Origin of the sequence: Gramella sp. MAR_2010_147 (genome assembly GCF_900105135.1) — a bacterium.
Classification (GTDB): Bacteria; Bacteroidota; Bacteroidia; order Flavobacteriales; family Flavobacteriaceae; genus Christiangramia.
Genome location: NZ_LT629741.1, coordinates 1385962 through 1407973 on the forward strand (window position 1 = coordinate 1385962; position 22012 = coordinate 1407973).

At 35.0% G+C, this 22012-nt stretch carries 20 protein-coding genes; 1 reads left to right on the forward strand and 19 read right to left on the reverse strand.

Going from position 1 to position 22012, the window contains the following annotated elements; all coding sequences use genetic code 11:
- Nucleotides 1-16: 16 nt before the first annotated feature.
- The 19 genes from BLT95_RS06290 to BLT95_RS06380 all read right to left on the reverse strand — a co-directional run bounded on the left by BLT95_RS06290 (nucleotide 17) and on the right by BLT95_RS06380 (nucleotide 19252).
- Nucleotides 17-919 carry an alpha-1,2-fucosyltransferase gene (locus tag BLT95_RS06290; RefSeq protein ID WP_089665267.1) on the reverse strand — a complete coding sequence of 301 codons (903 nt, stop codon included), beginning with the start codon at nucleotides 917-919 and terminating at the stop codon, nucleotides 17-19.
- 10 nt (nucleotides 920-929) lie between these two features.
- Nucleotides 930-1811 (reverse strand): glycosyltransferase family A protein, encoded by an 882-nt coding sequence (locus BLT95_RS06295; protein WP_231896423.1) that lies wholly within the window; start codon nucleotides 1809-1811, stop codon nucleotides 930-932.
- Nucleotides 1789-2910, reverse strand: coding sequence for a glycosyltransferase (locus tag BLT95_RS06300; protein WP_089665268.1), 1122 nt, complete (start codon nucleotides 2908-2910; stop codon nucleotides 1789-1791). Before BLT95_RS06300 ends, BLT95_RS06295 begins: the two co-directional genes overlap by 23 nt.
- A gap of 100 nt (nucleotides 2911-3010) precedes the next feature.
- Entirely contained in the window at nucleotides 3011-3799 is a 789-nt protein-coding gene (locus BLT95_RS06305; protein WP_089665269.1) for a glycosyltransferase family 2 protein, read from the reverse strand.
- A complete protein-coding gene (locus BLT95_RS06310; RefSeq protein WP_089665270.1) occupies nucleotides 3800-4738 on the reverse strand; it encodes a GDP-L-fucose synthase in 939 nt (312 codons plus the stop codon).
- Between the two features lie 41 nt (nucleotides 4739-4779).
- Nucleotides 4780-5910, reverse strand: coding sequence for a GDP-mannose 4,6-dehydratase (gene gmd, locus BLT95_RS06315; protein ID WP_197676994.1), 1131 nt, complete (start codon nucleotides 5908-5910; stop codon nucleotides 4780-4782).
- A gap of 2 nt (nucleotides 5911-5912) precedes the next feature.
- On the reverse strand, nucleotides 5913-7025 hold the full coding sequence (locus BLT95_RS06320; RefSeq protein WP_089665271.1) for a glycosyltransferase family 1 protein: 1113 nt from the start codon (nucleotides 7023-7025) through the stop codon (nucleotides 5913-5915).
- A gap of 63 nt (nucleotides 7026-7088) precedes the next feature.
- A complete protein-coding gene (locus BLT95_RS06325) occupies nucleotides 7089-7727 on the reverse strand; it encodes an acetyltransferase (protein ID WP_089665272.1) in 639 nt (212 codons plus the stop codon).
- Entirely contained in the window at nucleotides 7720-8829 is a 1110-nt protein-coding gene (locus BLT95_RS06330; protein ID WP_089665273.1) for a DegT/DnrJ/EryC1/StrS family aminotransferase, read from the reverse strand. The genes BLT95_RS06325 and BLT95_RS06330 overlap by 8 nt, the downstream gene beginning before the upstream one ends.
- Nucleotides 8829-9758 carry a hypothetical protein gene (locus BLT95_RS06335; protein WP_089665274.1) on the reverse strand — a complete coding sequence of 310 codons (930 nt, stop codon included), beginning with the start codon at nucleotides 9756-9758 and terminating at the stop codon, nucleotides 8829-8831. The genes BLT95_RS06330 and BLT95_RS06335 overlap by 1 nt, the downstream gene beginning before the upstream one ends.
- Nucleotides 9759-9782: 24 nt before the next feature.
- The gene (locus BLT95_RS06340) at nucleotides 9783-10706 is read right to left on the reverse strand and encodes a hypothetical protein (RefSeq protein WP_089665275.1); all 924 of its coding nucleotides are present in this window, start codon (nucleotides 10704-10706) and stop codon (nucleotides 9783-9785) included.
- A 15-nt stretch (nucleotides 10707-10721) separates the two neighbouring features.
- The gene (locus tag BLT95_RS06345; RefSeq protein WP_089665276.1) at nucleotides 10722-11468 is read right to left on the reverse strand and encodes a hypothetical protein; all 747 of its coding nucleotides are present in this window, start codon (nucleotides 11466-11468) and stop codon (nucleotides 10722-10724) included.
- A gap of 19 nt (nucleotides 11469-11487) precedes the next feature.
- Nucleotides 11488-12777 (reverse strand): polysaccharide ABC transporter ATP-binding protein, encoded by a 1290-nt coding sequence (locus BLT95_RS06350; protein ID WP_089665277.1) that lies wholly within the window; start codon nucleotides 12775-12777, stop codon nucleotides 11488-11490.
- Nucleotides 12774-13625: a class I SAM-dependent methyltransferase gene (locus tag BLT95_RS06355; protein ID WP_089665278.1), complete on the reverse strand. Its 852-nt coding sequence runs from the start codon at nucleotides 13623-13625 to the stop codon at nucleotides 12774-12776. The genes BLT95_RS06350 and BLT95_RS06355 overlap by 4 nt, the downstream gene beginning before the upstream one ends.
- Nucleotides 13625-14461, reverse strand: coding sequence for a polysaccharide pyruvyl transferase family protein (locus BLT95_RS06360; RefSeq protein WP_089665279.1), 837 nt, complete (start codon nucleotides 14459-14461; stop codon nucleotides 13625-13627). Before BLT95_RS06360 ends, BLT95_RS06355 begins: the two co-directional genes overlap by 1 nt.
- 193 nt (nucleotides 14462-14654) lie before the next feature.
- Entirely contained in the window at nucleotides 14655-15518 is an 864-nt protein-coding gene (locus BLT95_RS06365; protein WP_089665280.1) for an ABC transporter permease, read from the reverse strand.
- Nucleotides 15519-15544: 26 nt separating this feature from the next.
- Entirely contained in the window at nucleotides 15545-15901 is a 357-nt protein-coding gene (locus tag BLT95_RS06370) for a four helix bundle protein (RefSeq protein ID WP_089665281.1), read from the reverse strand.
- Nucleotides 15902-15995: 94 nt separating this feature from the next.
- Complete coding sequence (locus BLT95_RS06375; RefSeq protein ID WP_089665282.1) at nucleotides 15996-18464, reverse strand: tyrosine-protein kinase; 2469 nt, start codon at nucleotides 18462-18464, stop codon at nucleotides 15996-15998.
- A complete protein-coding gene (locus BLT95_RS06380; RefSeq protein ID WP_089665283.1) occupies nucleotides 18464-19252 on the reverse strand; it encodes a polysaccharide biosynthesis/export family protein in 789 nt (262 codons plus the stop codon). Before BLT95_RS06380 ends, BLT95_RS06375 begins: the two co-directional genes overlap by 1 nt.
- An 855-nt stretch (nucleotides 19253-20107) precedes the next feature.
- Here BLT95_RS06380 and BLT95_RS06385 point away from each other — a divergent pair.
- Complete coding sequence (locus tag BLT95_RS06385) at nucleotides 20108-21982, forward strand: ABC-F family ATP-binding cassette domain-containing protein (protein WP_089665284.1); 1875 nt, start codon at nucleotides 20108-20110, stop codon at nucleotides 21980-21982.
- The last annotated feature ends 30 nt before the right edge of the window (nucleotides 21983-22012 follow it).

A 22012-nucleotide genomic window follows, 5' to 3' on the forward strand; every position in this document is an offset into this window, starting at 1 on the left:
AGTTCTTCTACTTATTTTAAATGCGTACCCAGTCTGGAGGTAATAAATCTAATGATTTTTGTTCCTGATCCATATCAGCAAACCATTTTTTTGGAGCTACAACTTTCTTTTCTGGATTTTTGTTAAGCCAGGCTGCCCACCAGCTAAATGAACTATTAGCAATTATATTATGATCACATAAGCTCATTAAATACATATCTTTCCAACTGTTCTCGTATAGATTGCCGGTCACAAATTTTTTTTCATACGGCAAATCTTTAAATTGGTTTTGAACCCATGCAATATCATCTGAAAAAAATACCAGGTTGAAATCTTTTATTGTTGCTGATAAATATTCAACTGCCTTCTTATAATATTCGACAGAGCAATTACCGTGAAAATCCTGGGTTTTTCTATTCTCTACATAATCTCCCCGCCTAATATGAACAGAAACAGAAGTTTTAGTAATAATTCTATTTTTAATTTCTTCATTTCTACTATCTAGTTTTTCATCAGGAAATTCATACAATTGCCTTATTTTACTTTCTGTCCCAGCAAAGTATTTGTAACTCTGAAAATATCCTTTTAAAAATATTGGCGCTTTCATGGTAAGCAGTTCTGGATCGAAGTTAAAGGATTTCTCCTTAAAGACTTTTGGATAATTCAGTCCCAATTTTCTATTTAGCCTGTTTTTTAATGAAGGATGTTTAAAAAAAATTTTTTCTTTTTCAGTTGCCAATTTAAATTGCAGGTCAAAAATCCCAACAGAAAAATACCTTGGAAAATTCTTTAAGTTTTGAGATGTTTCTTTATAAAAGTTAGTGTCAATAAATAATTCTGAGTCATTTTTTTCAGCTAAAATTTTTGCGAGTGCAAATTGAAACATTTGATTCCCTATACCTCCCAGAATTTCAATTATTACAGGTTTTTTTTTGCTCATAAATTTAAATTCAATAACTAGTAGAATTTTTATTTAATATACTTCTAATAAGCCTGATTGGCTTTAAGATTACCATCCCTAATCGATTAGATAATGAGTTTTCTATTCTAATTTTTTCCTTTTCGATTTTTTCCATCTGAGAAAAAAGATTCTGGATATTTTCACTATAGTTATTTACGAAAGTATCTTGATGTTTTAAATTAATATAGGTAAGCAAATCATATTTATGAGAAAAATTTGCAAAAGTATTTCTTGAGTTCTTCTTCAATCGATAATTAAAAAGAAATTCATCGATCACATAAACCTGCCAGCCTTTTTTGGTAATGGATATATTAAAATCCCAATCTTCATAACCATTGACCATTTTTTCATCATACCCTAAAACATCTTCCCATACTTTTTTTCTGAATAAAGAATTAGCCAGAACTCCATTCCTTATCAACATATCTTTTGCCTCCCCTCCCATAGAGATAATTTCACCGCTAATATTCTCACCCTGAAATATATGAGCATGGCAGGTTACTAATCCTACTTTTGCATCGTTTTCTAAAATATTTATACTTTTTTCAATAAAGTCTGGTTCAAAAAAATCATCGGCGTCCAAGGGAAGAATGAATTCTCCATTTGCAGAAGAAATACCTGTGTTTCTAGCTACACTTGTACCCTGATTCTCCTGGGTTATCAATAGGTCTATTTTTTGATCGAGTTCCCTAAGAATATTTTTGGTTTCATTATCAGACCCATCATCTATGACTATAATCTCCCTATTAGAATAAGTTTGATTTAAAATTGATTGAATAGCCTGCTCAATATATCGTCCATCATTATAACAGGGAATTATTATAGACACCAATCCTTTCATACCATTATCAATTAAAAAAGAGTTTCCCAAGGGACTTAATTTTGGGTGAATTAGAACAGTTGGAAATATAAGTCTTCTTTATTGAGGTAGAAAGTTTGTGGTAAACTTCATCGTTTAATTGCATTAGATTTTTTGCCACTTCCACCATTTCCTCAAAGTCGTTCACAATTAAATCTGTATGTTTTCCTAATCGTTCTTTCATAGCGCCTACATCAAAAGATAGAACCGGAACTCCGGCAGCCATTGCTTCCAATCCGGTTAAAGGTCCTGTCTCGAATTTTGATGTAATTAGAAAAAATGAGATATTCTTATAAAATAAATGAGTATTGGATGGAGAAATACTTCTTTTTAGTAATGTTATATTATTCCCTAAGCTATATTCTTCTATTAATTTCTCTAATTCTAGAACATAGTTATTATCCCCTTCTCCCTGAATAATCAAATTAGGATTAAAACCACTTAACGTTAAATTATATATGAGTAGAATTGCTTGTTCTATCCTTTTCTCTCTAGAAAACCTGGATAATAAACCAAAAGTAAAAGACCTGTTTGATTTAGATTGCAATAGACGTTCTTCATTGGCTATTATAATATCCTGTACAACTATATTATTACTATCAAGCATAGTATTGAAAAGATCCTTATGCCTGTAGCTCATAACAATATTCCATTTAATGGCTTTTAGATACTCTTTTTTCATCACCTTAAAATCCTGTTCCTCTATCATTGTATATTTAACCAAACATTTTTTAAGATCAAAATTTCGAAATATTGGGAAATAATATTTTTGAGAGGGTGAGGTAAGAACGTAGACATAGTCAAATCGTTTTAAGAATTGCAGCTTCCAATACATATCCTCAATGAAAGAATACTTTATATTAAAAACTCGCCTTAAAAAGGTGTTGATTTTTTTTATAAGTGGCTTTTTAAAAAAATCAGGATAGGTAATAAATTTTATATTTTGAGCTACAATTAGATCCTGAAAATTCTGTAACTCTGGTTTGTAAGGAGAAAATATCTCAATTTTTTGAAACTGTCCTGAGCCTGCCAGTTCTTGTGCAGTAATAAGCGTTTCTATTTCTGTTCCGCCAACGGTTACTAAAAATGGGGTGGTTATTAATAATTTCATTATCTTATTTCAGACACTTAATCCAAATTTTGGAATATATTTTTCTGCAAGAAAAGATTATCCTAAATAAATTTAAAGCATCATAGGCCATAAGTCTGATTTAAAATTTCTTTAATAATCCCAGTCTTACTAATAAATTTATTTTTCGAGATTTTTTTAGGTTTTCCACTAGAAACTTAAGATCGTTTAATTCTTCAACCTCCTTTAAAAACGCCTTAAAATGATCTTGAATTACTTTTTCTCTTTCCGCAAGAATCAATGATTCATTTTCAGCTAAAGCACTTATCCCTTCTGAATTGACAATGCTTAGTTGAAGATCAACTTTTTTATAAGTACAGTTCTCCTTAAACAGTGATATAATCAAAAATTTCCAATCAGATACAATTTTCAAAGTTTCGTCATACTTACCTGCCTTATAAAATAATTCCTTTCTTATAAAAACCGATTGATGACATACAGTTCCGTATAGCAAATCTGAAAATCGTAATTGCTGTGGATATTCTATTAATTTAAGTTGATCCTTTTCCTCTACAAGCACATTAAAATAAATTATCTCTTCATGTGCTAAATGTCCATAACTTTCTTCAAGAATATCATTTGTATTCAAGAGATCACCACTATTTAAGAATAATAAATATCGGCCAGTGGACATTTCAATCCCTTTGTTCATGGCATTATAAATTCCACTATCGGGTTCACTAACCCAACGATCTATCTTCTCATTATGACTTTCAATTAGCTTTTTACTCCCATCTGAAGAGGCACCATCAATAACTATAAATTCAAATTCCTGCCAGGTTTGTTCAAAAACACTTTTCAACGTCCTCTCCAAACCTTTTACATCATTGAGGTTTACCGTAATAATAGATATTAATGGTCTTCTAGGCATCTAACTTAGAAATTTTTTACGATACACTTTCCTTATCCCCTCTTGAAGTTTAATACTGTATTTCCAGCCCAGATCTTCTATTAAAGAAACATCTAACAGTTTTCTTGGAGTGCCATCAGGTTTATCTACGTTCCAAACAAGCTTCCCCTCAAAACCGGTGATCTCTTTAACAAGTTCAGCAAGCTCTTTAATGGAGATATCTTTGCCTGTACCTACATTAACACTAATATTACCTTCAAAAGTTAACATTAAATGATAGCAGGCTCCTGCCAGGTCATCTACATGTAGAAACTCCCTTCTGGGATTTCCACTACCCCACAGTTCGACAGTTTCTAATTTGCCCGTTGAATCCATTTTTTGTTTAGCCTCATGAAATTTACGCAATAAGGCAGGAAGCACATGAGATTCTTGTAGATCGTAGTTATCGTTAGGACCATACAGATTGGTAGGCATAACCGAAATAAACTTGCAGCCATACTGCCGGTTATAATTCTCGCACATTTTAACCCCTGCTATTTTAGCAATCGCGTAAGGCTCGTTAGTAGGTTCCAGCTTCCCACTAAGCAGATATTCCTCCTTTATTGGCTGTGGAGCTAATTTTGGATAGATACAGGAAGAAGCCAGGAATAAAAGTTTTTTTACTCCATGAACATAACTCTGATGGATCACATTATTTTGTATCATCAGGTTTTCGTAAAGAAATTGTGCCCGGTAAGTATTATTAGCTTCTATCCCTCCCACTTTGGCTGCAGCCAGGAAAACATATTCAGGTTTTTCCTGTTCAAAGAAAGAGACAACCTCTTTCTGATCGATCAGATCCAGCTCCTTTGAAGTCCTTAAAACCAGATTGGTAAAACCTTCTGCCTCCAGCTGGCGCAACAAGGCAGAGCCCACCATTCCACGATGTCCCGCAACATATATTTTCGAATCTTTATTCAACCTATTATTTTTCTATTCACAATACACTCTCCACTCTTCACTTACTCATTATAATTCAAAGTGTCATGACCTCCATCCCTCAAGTACTTTTCTTTTTGAAAGAGTTTCAAATCAGACTTTATCATTTCTCTTACCAGGTCCTCCAAGCTATATACAGGTGACCAGCCCAGTTTTTCCCTGCATTTAGATGCATCCCCAATTAACAGGTCCACTTCGGTTGGTCGGTGATAATCTGGGTCTATTTTAAGCACACAATTTCCTTCCGCAAGCTGAAATTCAGGATTGGAGCATGACGTCACTTTTGCAATTTCCTCAATTCCCTGTCCTTCAAACTTAAGTTCAATTCCAAGTTCAGAAAATGCCATCTTTACGAAATCTCTTACCGAAGTAGTTACTCCTGTGGCAATCACGTAATCATCTGGCTCTTCCTGTTGCAGCATTAACCACATGGCTCTTATATAGTCCCTAGCATGCCCCCAATCCCGGCGGGCATCAAGATTCCCTAAATACAGGGTGTCCTGCATCCCTAAAGCAATTCGGGTCGCTGCTCGCGTGATCTTTCTGGTAACAAATGTTTCTCCCCTTAATGGAGATTCATGATTAAATAAAATTCCGTTACAGGCGTACATATTATAGGCTTCACGGTAATTCACGGTCATCCAATAGGCATATAATTTAGCTACTCCATAAGGACTTCTAGGATAGAACGGCGTTTTTTCATTTTGCGGAACTTCCTGTACCTTCCCATACAACTCTGAAGTTGAAGCCTGGTAGATCTTTGTTTTTTCGGTAAGCCCAAGTAATCGAACTGCTTCCAGAATCCTAAGCGTACCCAGCCCGTCAACATTTCCGGTATACTCGGGGGTTTCGAAGCTTACTTTTACATGGGACATTGCTCCCAGGTTATAGATCTCATCTGGTTGTACTTCCTGAATGATACGGGTAAGATTCATAGAATCACTTAGATCACCATAATGAAGTTTAAATCTAATATTTTTTTCGTGAGGATCCTGGTACAGATGGTCAACTCTATCCGTATTAAAAGAGGAACTCCTCCTTTTAATACCATGAACTTCATATCCTTTGTCCAGTAGAAATTCTGCCAGGTAAGCTCCATCCTGTCCTGTAATTCCGGTTATCAGTGCTTTTTTAATTTTACGAATATCATTCATATTTAAACCTTTGATAAAGTTTCATATACTTTATTAATTTTTAACCCTGCATTATTAAATCTTAATTTTTCTGCCTGAATTTTTATTCTACTTAAATTTAATTCCCTGTATTGATCATCACTCCAGATTAGGTTTATTTTTTGAGCCATGTCCTCCACATCCTGCGGGTCAAAAGTGAACCTATCATCCTCGATAGTTTCAGGTAACGAAGTTACATTAGAACAAATCACTGGCACGTTTAATAAAATACTTTCCATAAGCGGAAAGCTTCCGGCTTCATATAAAGTTGGAACAATAACGGCACGACAAGTCTTATATAATTTCAATAACTCTTCATCTGAAACTATACCCAAAAATCTTACCTGGTTCGAAAGATTATTTTTCTCAATCACAGGTAAAATGTCATTATGGAAATGATCAGTTAAATTACCTGTGCAGATTAGTTGGATTTCAGGAGCATTCAGATATTTCAGAGCTTCTATTAATTTTAAATGATTTTTATGCTCCCATGATGATGCGGGGTATAAAATAAAGTTCGTGGGAAGCTCGTACTTCTCATTAAGTTTAACTAGGTCGATATTTTCTATTTTTTCAAACCACAATTTTTGCATGTCCAGCAATATTGTATGCACCTTTTCTTCATGCTTATTAAAATATTTAATAATATCCTTTTTTACATGATTATAACTTACTATTACGGCATCCGCCTCGTCAATCGATTTTTTGTAATTGACGGCACGCTGGGCTCTTTGTGCCGAAGTAAAAAATTCAGGAAAATGTAGTTCCTGAACATCGTGTAAGGTGGTAATACTTTTTACACCATCCTTTTTTATATTAACCTGATAAGGGCTATGAATAATATCAATATTCAAATTTTTAACCAGCCAATCATACATGTCTTCTCTATAAAACCTCTTTTTTATTTTAACTCGCTTATACAGTTTATTTAAAAAGGTATGAAAAAAGGTTTCTGCGCGGACGTATAAAAGATTGGGTGGTTTTGGATGATGAAAATTAGGGTATTTATCAATTATTTCAATAATGGCTGGATCGGGATTATGGCAAAAAATGAAAAAATCATGAGATAAATTACTATCTGCTAGGATTTTTATCAAAGCGATAGAATATTGATAAACCCCCCATATGCTTTATTTATTTGTGGAATGTTTATTAATATATTACTCATTTATTGTTTTCGGTTTGTTATGAATTTTTTGAACGGGGTTGCCTACATATATCCCTGGTTCTTCTATAGAGTTTATTACAACAGAATTAGAACCAACGGTAACTCCATCACAAATAGAAATCTGATCATTTATAACTGCTCCGGCTCCTATAAAACAACCATTCCCAATCTTTACCCTACCGCATATGATAGAGCCTACAGAAATATGATTATGGGAGCCAATTTGTACTTCATGTTCCAGAATGGCTCCTGTATTTATTATATTATTATCCCCTATTTCTGCATTAGCATTTATCAGTACATTTCCAAATATTAAATTGGATGCACCTATTATTGAAGAACTTTCAAGAAAACACCGGGAGTGAAATATATTACCGGAATAGATCTGTTTCGAAAAATTATTAAATAATTCCTTTCTTATCATATTATCTCCAACAGCAAGAACTACCTTATAACTACCAATATAATCTTGAATCTTACCAACCAGTTTTACTGAATTTATTACCTCATTCTCCTCTTCTTTATAAGAATCATCATAAATCCCGTCCACTTCAAAACCCTGATCTTTCAAAAGAGCTATTACAGATCTACTATGCCCTCCGGAACCAATAACAGAAAATTTATTATCCATTTTTTAAATTTTGATAAGAAAACATATAACCTACTATCTCTTGAATATCTGTCTTTTTAAGACCTGGATAGCTAGGAAGATTTATCCCTCTTCGAGCCAAGGCTTCAGCTGCCTTATGCTTCTCATATTTTTGTGCATAAATCGGCATAGTATGTACAGGATAAAACATGGGTCGGGTTTCAATTCCGTTATTTAGTAAGTATTCTTTCAATTCACGCCTGTCAACATCCATCGGCAGCAAAATAGTACACATCCAGTAAGAGTGAACAACATTTTTGGTTTCAATATGAAATTCAAAATTACTTTCTTTGAATTCCTCTCGGTACCATTTAGCAATTTCTATTTTTTTCTCAATTATAGAGTTTATACGTTCTAACTGGGCAAGGCCAATGGCGGCACATATATTCGTCATCCGGTAATTATAACCAATAGCATCATGCCAGTATTCTCTATATTTTGCAAGCCCCTGACCTTTTAAATGAATGATTCGCTCATAAAGAGTTTCATCATTTGTCGTTACCATACCTCCTTCACCGGTGGTAATGGTTTTATTTCCGTAAAAGCTGAACGTAGCAACATCCCCAAAGACCCCAACGTGCTTTCCATCATATTGTGAACCAATGGCCTCTGCGCAATCTTCTACCAGAAATAGACCATGCTTTTCACATATTTCAACCAGACTTTTCATTTCACAGGGATGACCATATAAATGAACACAAAGAACTGCTTTAGTTTTCGAGGTGATTTTAGTTATAACATCTTCAGGGTCTATTTGCCAGGTGCTTTCTAAAGAATCTACAAAAACAGGTTTGGCGCCGGTGTAGGTTATAGCATTTACTGAAGCTACGTAAGTAAGCGTAGGCACAATTACTTCATCCCCCTCTCCTATACCCAATGCTTCAAGAGCCAGATGTAAGGCTACTGTGCCATTGCAAACACCGGCTGCATGATTAGAACCTATATATTTTGCGAAATCCTTTTCAAATTTATCAATAAACTTACCTTTACCCGAGATCCATGTAGAATCTAAACATTCATTCACATATTTCTTTTCATTACCATTTAAGCTGGGCTGGTAAACTGGATATTTTAATTCTCCCATTATATTTTTTCTATTTGGTTGGTTTCTGTATTATAAATGGGCATATCCCTTATTACATCAATTCTGTCTCCTGCTCTTTTATAATTTAATTTACCGTTTTCATCCCTGGACTCCCGAAATTTAGATTCTATATATCCAGTTTCCGGATCCAAAATTTTTAAATCCTTACAATATCCTTTTTTCACAAAATATGCATTGTTACCGGCGCTATTGCAACCAATAAAATCATATCCTTTTTTTTCAGCCAAATCACACAATGCCTTTAGTGAAGCTCCAGCATACAAACCGCTATAATGTGCTTTAAATCTATAAAAATCATCTGAATAAGGTATTGTTATAGCTCTTTTACTTCCAAACACACTATTGTATTCAACAATCATTATAATGGGATCTACAACCTCTAAAGCTTTCCAGATCCAGTAATCATTCCCATCAATATCTATATGTAATATTCCAATCTCACCTTCAATACCTTCTTCCTTTATTATTTCATTAATATTTTCAGCCGTTATAAAGGCGTTTTTCACTCTTAAATCATATTTCCAGAATATTTCGTCTTTCTTTATTTTTAAGATATTTTCTGAACTCCCATCCAGAACGAGACCAGACCAATTATCATTAACTAATAAAAATCTGGTATTAGCTTCCTGATAATCTTCCACGCCAAATTCTATAAATGATTTATTTTCAATTGAAAGATGATTGATAAGATACTGAATGATTCCATCATCTCCCCACTGAGAAAAAACCTTAAATTCAGCATCGTTTAAGGTTTCTATATTTTTCTCTTTTAATAGTGAAGACCAAATTTTACCATTCTGGATTAATATTTTATTATTAAGGTTTCCATTATTAGCAACGCCTAGAGTAATATCCCTTAAACTCTGAGATATATATTTCCTCATCTTTCTTTTGATTTTTTCAATCATTACTATCAATCAAATTAAGCATTTCTAATATTTTCTAAATTTTAAAAATAGGTTCAATTTTTTCTTGAATAACCCTAATCTTGATTCCTTTGTATTTTTTTTATTAAAACTATCAGCTATAATTTTAATAATTGAACGTTTAAGTTTTACTTCGGTATGTACAACATTTATATTTTTTAGGCTATGTGGATTTTTTGAGAAGTATTGATCTGTACCGCAATGAACACCACTATTGTCAAACCCAATATTACTAACTAATGATAAATTGGGATAAAAAAAGTACGCATTCTCCAAAAACATAGATACATAGTAGCGGATTGCCCAGGAATCGACTCTTCCTTCAATTTGATCTTTTAGCATTGAATAAAATTCAATTCCTCCAAAATCTAGTTCCTTTTGAATGCCTTTAGATTCGATTTCCGCCAATAGCTTTTTACCATCAAAATTTACTTTATCCCAACGGTCTTTCCATGTGGCATAACTCCAGGAACAAGCAATTGGTAAAAAATAGGTAGAATCTTTAATTCTTTTAGTAGAAGGATACTTAAAGCCAGAAACTCCGAAAACCTTTTTTTCATACTCATAGACTTCGAGAGCTTCATTCATAAACTGCAAGAAATATTTACCTGTTAAAATATCATCTTCTAAAACGATCACTTTGCCGTACTTATTGATAATTTCTGAGACACCTGAAATTATTGAATTTGCTAATCCTAAATTATCTGACCTTTCAATAACTCTTACATCTCCACACCAGGATCTTTCATTTATTAAATCTCGAATTTCCCTAATTTTATTTAAATCCACCTGGTTTGCATCTTCTTTTGGTCCATCACTGTAGATATATAAAATACTTTCATCAGCAAGTAAATTAGAACTTAATGCATTTAAAGTTTGTCGCGTATGCCAGGGACGGTTATAAACAAATAATAAAATCGGAGCCAACATAATGGTTTTCTAATATTAAAAATTTGTAATTTCCTTATAACGAGAAGAACCAATAATTAAAATGCTTTTTATACCATGATATTCAGCTTTGTGAAATTCCATCCCTTTTTTCTGAAGTTCTTTAAAAATCAAATTGGCGGTTTCTTTCTCACCCACTCTATCATAATCATCCAATAATAATAAGAAATCGTCTTCTGCCTCTAGTCTTCTAACAATCTTAAATGCATCATATCTGGAAAATTTTTTACTCCCGTGAGGTCCATCAATAAAATAAAAATCAAATTTTTGATTCGTTCCTTTACCTAGCGATTTATAAACCTTTACATTATTATCTCTCACTATTTCTTTTTTTAAAGGAGAAATTATTATTTCAGAGTTTTTAGAAAGATTAAATTTAGTTAAGAAATCATCTTTCCAAGTTTCATCTTGCTCTATCACCAAATGCATAGAATCTTTTAGATAATTTTTTATAAATACGGAAATAAACTTACTTGATTCTCCTAATCCTAATTCTAATATTTTTTTTGGTTTATAGTCATTTAATATCCTAAATAAAATATAAAATAGAGTGTAGTTTCCAGCCCATCTCCCCACGTTTAACGGAAGATTTACCAGTTCCGTTCTGCCTTTAATAGCATCGTGAAATATATGCGCCCATATAAGTTCTTTATTTTGCAGAATTATCTCGCTATTTTGCTCTATAATCTTTTTATTTTGAGCCTTATTAAATTTCACAAGATTTTTTAATCTACTAATTATCATAATCTAAATATAATTTGAACTATCCAGAAATAATTGAAAACTTATGGTGGGTTAAAAAATTTCCCTGGGTGGAGTCCACTATTTTCCCTGTGTTAAAATAATCTCCAAATTCAACTTCAAATCCTCCGGCATTAATGATCCAATCTGCAATATTTTGATCAATACTCGAAAATAGAGTAAAGTAATACTGTCCACCTTGCAAAGGTAATTTTGGTATTATTATTTTAATAATTTTGAACTCCATAGGTTTGAATTCAATATCTAAGTTTGTCAGTGTATTATCTAAAAGGGTAATTCGCCTTGATTGATTATCATCAATACCTACCGAAATTCTTACATTACTTATTTTTTTTCTGGTAGTGTTGATGATCTCAATATTCATATGACAATTCCTACCAGATTGCAAGGCATTTGTTTCTCTACCATTTTCATTTTCGAAAGAAAAACGAAGAAACTTTAACATCCCATTGCCTTTTCTATCTAACCTTTCGTTTAAATCCTTAGAGGTAGTAGTATTTCTGAATTTCTCCAAGTAATAATTAATCACGTCATCAGTAAAACCAATTTTTTCATTCAACCCATTTCTTAAAAGCATTACTCTTGTACATAGATTCTGAATACTTGCCATATTATGACTAACAAATAACACCGTCCTGCCTTCACCGGTAGAAAGGTCCTGCATTTTACCTATGGCTTTTTTCTGGAATTCGGCATCACCTACCGCAAGTACCTCATCTACTACCAGTATCTCCGGCTCCAGGTGTGCGGCAACGGCAAATCCCAGTCGTACGGTCATTCCGCTACTATAACGTTTAACCGGTGTATCTATATACTTTTCACAACCGGAGAAAGCGATGATCTCTTCCAGTTTATTTTTTATTTCCATCCTGGTCATTCCCAAAACGGCTCCATTCATAAATATATTCTCTCTACCGGTAAGCTCAGGATGAAATCCTGTTCCTATCTCCAAAAGTGAAGCAATACGGCCTTTGGTTTTTATAGTTCCCGTAGTGGGTGAGGTGACCCTGGAAAGGAGTTTAAGCAGGGTTGATTTACCGGCGCCATTTTTACCAATGATTCCCAGTACTTCTCCCTGTTTTACATCAAAATTAATATCTCGTAACGCCCATACATAATCTTCATTCGCCAGGCTGTTGCGTTCATTAACCGCTCCTACCTTTAAAAAAGGATCTTCTTTTCCTCGTATACCATACCACCATCTCTTTAGATCATCCCCCAGTGTACCAGTACCAACGGTACCAAGGCGGTATTGCTTGGAAATGTTTTCAGCTTTTAAAATTATACTCATTGCAAAGGTTCTTTATATACTATAAGCTGGCTCCTGGTAAGATAAGTATTTATTAGCAGGGGAATATTCTGCTCGGCTTTAAAAGCCCATCTACGGTATCTAATATTATGTTTACCCCTTGGAATAAGTCTGTTGAATCTCTCAAGAGTACCTACAGGTTTTATCTTAACAAATTTAAAGAATGCTGTACCCACATTTTTAAAGTGTAAAGAACTAAAACTTCTATCGGGATGAGGATCATTCTCTTTCCATTCTATAAACTTCTTCCTGTTCAACTTTGAAGGTCTTCCCTTTACAGGGATCATCCACCTAATTTCATCCAGTATCCTACTATTTACCGCCGGTTCAAAAAAGCGTGCTTCTCCCTCAGGTTTTAATAGACGAGCAGTTTCTCTTAAAAATTCTTTTTCCTCTGGTAGAGTTAAATGATGTAAAAATGCTTTTCCCACTACAAAATCAAACTTTCCGGCTTCAAGATTATTTTTGAGAAAATCGCCTTTCACAAATTTTATGGGATACTTAAATTCCCAGGCCTGGTTTAATTTATTGATAATCTCCCCACTAGCCTCGGCAATATCATTGGCATAAACTTCTGCACCCAGTCCCGCCATCATTGCGGCATTTACACAATCTCCACATCCCATTTCCATTACTTTCTTATCCTCAAGTCTATCCTTAAAGCCATCCTGATAAAGAGCATGCCAGCTGGTTTCTGTAGCACAGGCACCATCAAGAAAACTATCCAAATCTTTTAACCAGATCAAAATATTCCTAATAGAATAATCGGCATATAATTTATTATAATGCTGCCGGTTCTTTTCTTTATTATCTCTTGAAACCCTATCCATTAACTGTTAATATTACTATTTCTGAACGGGCAATTATTAATAAGGCCGTTTCTTAGTTCTTTAATCCGGTCTGAATCTGGCAAAACCTGATCTTTTTCAAAACAATCTAATAAATCGTCTATCTTCATCCCATAACGATATTTTGGAATTTTATAATTGTAAATATCTACCGACTTAAAATAATCCTTGTATTTAATGTTGTCTCCAAAAACTTTATCGGAGAACTGCATCCATATAGCCGGGATTCCATAAGTATGTGGTACGATAACCCCATGCAGGGAAGAGGAGATGATCTTTTCACAGGCCAGGATGTCATCAGTAGTTTTTTCAATGTCCAGCGTCATCATATCTATTATCTTAACTCTCTCCACGTTTTGATATTCGGCTGAGATCTTTTTAAAATCTACGTAATGAGGAATAATCCCCAATTCATATTTCTTTTCAATTTTGGGTGCATAGAAATCGGGCAATAAAACTGCCGGATCTCCATATACCTCGGGGCAGTCTAATCCCTGTTCTATTAAATATTTTCTGGTTTCTGGTCCTCTAACCGCATAAAACTTTGAATTTGCAATTTTAAGCTTTCGGTCTACAATACCACTACCCCATACTATACTATCGCTGGTAGCCTGAGCTAGAATACTTCCTGCAGCAAGATAATGAGTTTTGTTTAGTTTATACCAGGCCTTCTTTTTAGGGTGCACCCATTTAACGGGTCTTCCTGATATCTTTTCTACTAGATATTTGGAAAGCAAATCTCCATAATTCTCTCTTTGCTTGCCCATAAGTCGGATTTCGCTCCACCAGAAAAGAGGTATGTCCTTGGCTCTAGCCATATTGAATTTTTTGTTTGTTGTTTGCCCGCTATAACTTTATTATAGGGAGGTCTGTTGTCTAAAAATAATTTTAGAAATCCTTCTTTTAAAGAATACAGTGAACTTCCCACCCGTTTTTCACATTTCACTCTTCATTATTCACTCCTCACTATTCACTTTTCACTCCTCACTCTTCACCCTTCACTCTTCACTATTAAACAGTATCGATAAAATTCTTTTCTGTTCTATTAAATATGATAAGTCCAAAAAGGAATAATACTATTGAAATGATAAGGGTATAAAAGAATCCCGACCAGGTAAAAATACCGGTATCAAGGATCATATATCTAAAGCCCTCGATGATCTGAGTCAGGGGATTATATTTAACCACCCATGCCCAGTCCGGCATTTTCTCGGAAACTTCGCTTAGAGGATAAGGCACCGCCGAAAAATAAACGAGCAGTGAAGTCGCAAATCCCACCAAAACGCTTAAGTCCCTATACTTAGTTGTAAATGCTGAAATAGTCATTCCTAACCCCAGTCCTAAAAGAGCCATCATTAAAACATATACGGGAAATAAGAGAAGGTTTGAATTCGGGCTTATCTCTGTTCCGCTCCATATCACATATAAATAAACAATGAAAAGCACTCCCATTTGTATCCCAAATTTAAACAGGTTGGTGATCACATTAGATAATGGCATAATAACCCTTGGAAAATAGACTTTACCAAAAATACCGGCATTTGCCCGAAAGGTATCAGAGGTTCCAGTGAAACACTGGCTAAAATAATTCCAGGCCGTAATCCCTGCAAGATTAAAAAGAAATGGAGGTACATCTCCCGTGGGAATATTAGCGATATTATTAAAAACAAGGGTAAAAGTGATCGCCGTAAACATGGGTTGGATAAAATACCAGAGAGGCCCTAAAATGGTCTGCTTATAAACAGTTACAATATTTCGCTTAACGAAAAGTATTAGTAAATCCTGGTACCGCCAGATCTCCCTGAAATTAAGGTCGATCAGCTTCCGCTTTGGAGTGATCTCGTATAGCCAATCTTTGTTATTCGCTTCGCTCATTCTTTCTAGTGAATCGTGATTAGTGATTAGTGATTAGATTTTTTATTAATATAATTTCTAAAACCTATAATCAATTTGCGAACTTCTGTTATTTGCTTAAAAATGGAATCTGCAGTAGAAATAAAATTAAGGCGTAAAGCAATTTCCACTTGCGTTTCTACTTCTGCAAGTGAACCTAAAGCTACGTTCAGAAAATATAGTAATTCTTTATCACTATTACGACCAGCTCCCTCGGCGATATTAGATGAAATTGAAACCGAAGCCCGCCTAATTTGATTTGTTAATCCATAAATCTCAGAAGCTGGAAATTCAGCAGAAATTTTGTAGATAGTTTCAACCAGTTCAATACTCTTCTTCCAAACATCCAACTCCTTATGATCCATATAACCTTCTATTCACTACTACTCACGAAAAAACACCATTCAACCTTCACTCTCCACTTTTCACTTTTCACTATTCACCATTCACTAAAAAACTCTATTCAAAATTCCTCATAAATTTCCTCCATGAATCCTTGAGCTGAGACATGCGAGAAGGTGCAGCTCCATAATAACCTTTAGCATAACGATTATAACCATATCCATAACCGTAACCATATCCGTAACCATAGCCATAACCATATTTCGCACTATGCACAAAATGGTTTAAAACAAAACTGATATTCTTGATCTCTCCCTTATCGTATTTTTGATTGATGGTTTCCAACATCCCTCTTTTGGTATAATCCTGCCGTATCATATATAAAGTTGCATCGGCATGCTTAACTAAATTAAGTGCATCAGCTACCATCCCAATTGGAGGAGTATCCAGAATTATGTAATCATAATCCTGCTTAAGATCTTCAATTAACTTATCCATTTTCTCTGATAGAAGCAATTCAGAAGGATTAGGCGGCACAGGTCCTGAGGTAATTACATCTAAATACGGGATTTTACTTTTTTGCACGATCTCCTCAGCCGAGGCCTGGTCTATTAAATAGTTAACGATACCCAGATCATTATTCAACTGAAAATCATCAAATATCTTAGGTTTTCTAAGATCCACCCCTACCAGCACGGTCTTCTTTTCGCTTAATGCAAATACCGTGGCTAGATTCATGGCACAAAAGGTTTTTCCTTCACCCGATACAGAAGAGGTGATCATTACTGTTTTTGAGCCTGTAACACCCTGTCTCTTATACATAAATTGTAAACTGGATCTTAAACCTCTGAAACTTTCTGCAATAGATGATTTTGGAGAATTAAATACAGCCAGATTTCCATCCATTTTATTTTTACCTATCAACCCCAATATTGGTATAGGGGACAACCTGGTAATTTCCTGAGCATTATGAACATTGGTATTTAGAAATACTAATAGGAAAACGAAAGTCAATGGTATTAAACCTCCAACCATCACGGCCATTACATAATTTAACTGGGTATCTGGCCCAATTCTTCCACCACCGGTATCTTTCGCTTTATCAATAACTAAAACATCACTTACATTTGCTGCTTTAATAAGTCCTGCTTCACTTCGTTTCTCCAGGAACATATTATAGGTACGTTCATTAATAGCATATTTTCTTTGAATTTTAAGTAAGTCCTGCTCTTCCTGAGGGAGTTTCCGTACCTCCTGTTCAAATCTGGAAATTTGAGAGTTTACATCGGCTAATTCTGACCTTATAAGACCTTTAGACGAACTAATGTTCTCTAAAAGAATGGATTTAATTGTATTAATTTGACGATCTATATCATCAAATACCGGTGAATTTTCTTTTAAAGTATATTGATAGTTACTGCGCTCTTCGGCAAGTTGAATGATCTTAGAGACGCCAGATGCAATGCTTCCTTCTGAAATACCGGCTACCGAAGGAGCTGGCACATTGGAATAATCTTCTCTTGTTTGAAGATAATCTTCTAAATTATCATAGTAGGCTAATTGTCTTCTAATTGTTTCCTTACGAGCATCAAGGTTGGATAACTTTCCTGTCAACTCTGAACTTTCCGCAGAAATATCTAATATGGTATTGCTATTGCGAAAATTATTCAGCTCATCCTGAACTTCTTTTAATTGCTCAGCCTGCACTGCCAGACTACTATCTATAAACCGAATGGTTTTGGTTGCAAATAGATTTTTTCGCTCCAGCATATTTTTACTCAATACAGCCACTGAGCCATTCAGATAATCTACCAGTCTGGATTTATTCAGACCAACCTGACTCAGATTTAATACAGAAGATCCATTGGATTGAGGCTGGATATTAACCCCGCGATATCTCCCTACTGCACCATTAAAATTTAAAAAACTTATATAATATACTTTTCCTGCTTGCAAGGCATTCGTGGTCCTTTCCAAATATCCGGTAAAAAAAGGAAGGTTTAAATATTCCCCGATTTTAAAGTTTCTGTCAAATTCTCTGGCCTCTACAGTTCTATTATCAGTTTCCTGAGTTTGATAATTGGTTCTTGACAAATTAGCAGGCACTTGAGTCTTCAAATTAAACCTGAGCTCATCTATCATTTTTATTTCCAGCGTTACGTTATTTGCCTGAAAAGCAGCACTGTCCGCGATTATTTTAAAAGGTGCTTTTCCGTAAGCATCTACCCGCTGATACTCTCCATCTTCCAGATAATTTATATAAAACTGTAATTCTTCAACCACTGCTTCATTATGTGATCTTGACCTTAAGATCGTCATGGCAGTATTTACCTTATCTGAAGTCCCTCCCCAGTTAAAAGTTAAACTGGTATTGGAAGTGAAAAACGGATTTTGATCATCTTTAATGGATATAGTATTACCCAGCTGATACACCGGTAATTTTCTAACATTATTATAATATGCAACAGCTAAGCTTATACCAACAGATAAAAGGATTAGTTTCCAGTAACTAATAATCTTTAAGATAAAACCCTTAAAATCAAAGGTAGAACCTACGTCTGATATATGATCATCTTCGTGCGCCATTACCTTGTTGTTAAGAAATAAATTGAAGTCGCCAGGGTAACCAAACTAACCACAGTTCTAAAAACTTCGAGTCCTGTAGTACCCAAACCTAAAGCCTTTCTAGGCAAAGGATTTACCACGATCATATCATTTGGCTGAATATAATAATAGGGATTGCTTAAAGCATCAATATTGGTAACATCTATGGTATGCACTTCTTCTCCCTGCGGATATTGCCTGATGATCTGTACATTTTCCCTGTCTCCATAATCTGAAATTCCTCCAGCATTGGCGATAGCCTCCATAATAGATACCTGTTCTTTATAGATCACCTGGCTTCCCTGCCCTATTTCTCCCAGTGTAGTGTATCGTATACCAGCAAGTTTTACGGTCACGAATATATTTGCCTCTTCTTTAAAATATTCTTCGAGTAACTTTTTCTCTATTCTTTCTCGCACTTCTTTTTCGGTAAATCCTAAAACGTTGATCTCTCCCATCGTGGGTACCCGAATATTTCCATGATCATCTACGGTAAACCCATCAAAATATACTGCTTCTTCAGTAGTTGCGTTTGGATTCTCACTACCTATGGGATTGAACATCCCAACAATATCCTGATCAAGAGCTTTCACTCTAATACTTAAAAGGTCACCTGTTTGGATACGGTAAGGTTTGCGCAATCGCTGTACCTGGATGATACTATCTACATCACCTTCATATTCTTGAAGGTAAGACATCTGCTTGGTAGATACGCATGAGGTTAAGGCTAGTATTGCAGCGAATAAAAACAAAAAGGATTTAAATCGCATAGAGGGCTTCACATTGTTTTAACAAATATAGTTTTTACAGGCAAATAATAAAATAAAGTCCGAATTTTATCTGAAAACACTTTTTACTAAAGTATGCAATTATGAAATCATCGTAACTTTAGAAAATATTTATCATTTCGAAGAAACAGAGCAATTCAGAAATCTCATACTAGGAATGAACATTGCTTACTGACAAATGATTATTGCCGCACCGTCATGCTGAACTTGATTCAGCATCTCACTCATTAACAGAAAATTCCTGATTACTGTTATTTTATAATTGTTAATCGTCATTACTCATACTTCGGTAAACTCAGTTAAGTAATTTGTCATTTCAAAGAAGCGCAGCGACTGAGAAATCTTACCGTCATGCTGAACTTGATTCAGCATCTCACTCATTAACAGAAAATTCCTGATTACTGTTCATTGATAATTGTTAATCGTCATTACTCATACTTCGACAGGCTCAGCATGGCAAATAATAATGTCGCCATTTTGAAGCGGCATAGCAACTGGGAGTTCTCATCCCCACATAGAGAACCCACAACGCAGAACCCACAACAAACAACCTAAAATGATTATTGTTAATTGATAAATGCTAATTGCTGTTGTCATTTCGAAACAAAGCGCAGCGACTGAGAAATCTTACCCTCATGCTGAACTTGATTCAGCATCTTAAAATCCGCATCCAACCTCAAACAGAAAAACATACCCCACAACAGACAACTGAGAACTGAGAACACATAACCCAGAACTGCAAATTGATCATTGTTTATTGATTATTGCTCATTGATTAATCTTACTTCGTACTTTTGCGATCAATCTACAGACTACTGTCTAAAGTCTTAAAAACACATGAACTACCTCTCAGTAGAAAATATAGCGAAATCCTACGGCGAACGCGGGCTTTTTGAAAATATAAGCTTCGGAATAAACAAAGACCAGAAAGTTGGTTTTGTCGCTAAAAATGGAACCGGGAAGACCAGCCTTTTAAATATCCTGGCAGGAACCGATTCTCCCGATGAAGGGCAGGTGATCTACCGCAACGATATTCGCGTGGCTTTTCTTTCCCAGGAACCAGATTTAGATCCTGAACTTACTATAGAACAGAGCATTTTTACCAGCGAAAACCCTACGCTTAAGGTTGTTGAGCAGTACGAAAAGGCTTTGCTGAATCCTGAAGACGGAGATGCACTTCAAAAGGCTATGGATGCGATGGAAGCAAATAATGCCTGGGATTTTGAAACTGAGTTCAAACAAATCCTTTTTAAACTGAACCTGGAAGATTTGCAGGCAGTGGTAAAGAATCTTTCGGGTGGACAAAAAAAACGACTTGCTCTGGCCAGGATGCTTCTTAAAAAACCGGATTTTATAATCCTGGATGAGCCTACCAACCATCTTGATCTGGATATGATCGAGTGGCTGGAAGAATATTTTAAAAAGCAGGATTTTACCATTTTTATGGTCACTCACGACCGTTATTTCCTGGAAAGAGTCTGTAACGAGATCATAGAACTGGAAGACGGGAAGCTTTATACTTATAAAGGTAACTATTCCTATTATCTGGATAAAAAAGAGGAAAGACACCAGCTGGAAGCAACCAATACCGATAAGGCCCAGCAGTTATATAAGAAAGAACTGGACTGGATGCGCCGCCAGCCGAAGGCGCGCACCACAAAATCCAAATCACGAATTGAAGATTTTCACGAGATCAAGCATAGAGCGAGTCAGCGCAGGCAGGATCATAAGGTCCAGCTGGAACTCAATATGGAACGTCTTGGTAGTAAGATCGTGGAGATACATAATATTTCTAAGGAATTAGGCGGAAAGGAACTGATTAACCACTTCAGCTATACGTTTCAGAAAGGTGAACGTCTTGGTATTATTGGTAAGAATGGAACTGGAAAATCGACATTCCTGAACATGCTTACCGGGAATATGAATCCAGACACCGGTAAAATAGTGATCGGGGAAACGGTAAAATTTGGATACTATACGCAAAAGGGCATTAAAATTAAACCCGGACAGAAGGTTGTTGAAGTCATCAAGGAGTTTGGAGATTATATTCCGCTAAAAAAAGGCAGACAGATTTCTGCCGAACAGCTTCTCGAACGATTCCTTTTCAGCAGAAAAAAGCAATATGACTTTGTAGAAAAACTCAGTGGTGGTGAAAAAAAACGGCTTTACCTCTGCACCGTTCTAATTCAGAATCCAAACTTCTTAATTCTGGATGAGCCTACAAATGATCTTGACGTTTTAACCCTTAATGTTTTAGAGAATTTTCTGATGGATTTTCCGGGTTGTATCATCGTGGTATCCCACGACCGGTACTTCATGGATAAGATCACCGATCACCTTTTTGTTTTTGAAGGAAAAGGAGAAATTACAGACTTCCCTGGAAATTATACTGATTATAGGGAATATGAAGCTTCAAGACCGAAAGCTGAAAAGTCTTCTTCCGAAGATTCAGAATCCAAAAAAGAGAAAAAAGAATACAAATCAAACAGTTCAGGACCTTCCCTGAGTTATAATGAGAAAAAAGAATTCAGTAAACTGGAAAAACAAATAGCCAAACTGGAAACTAAAAAAGAAGAGGTACAGAAGAAATTTCTGGAAGAATTGGATGGCGACGAGATTGCTGAAAATTCAATGAAATTAAAAGAAATTGAGAACGAAATTGAATCTAAAACTGAACGTTGGTTTGAATTGATGGAGAAGTTGGAGTCTTAGTTGTGAGTTTTCTGTTGTGTGTTGTGTCTC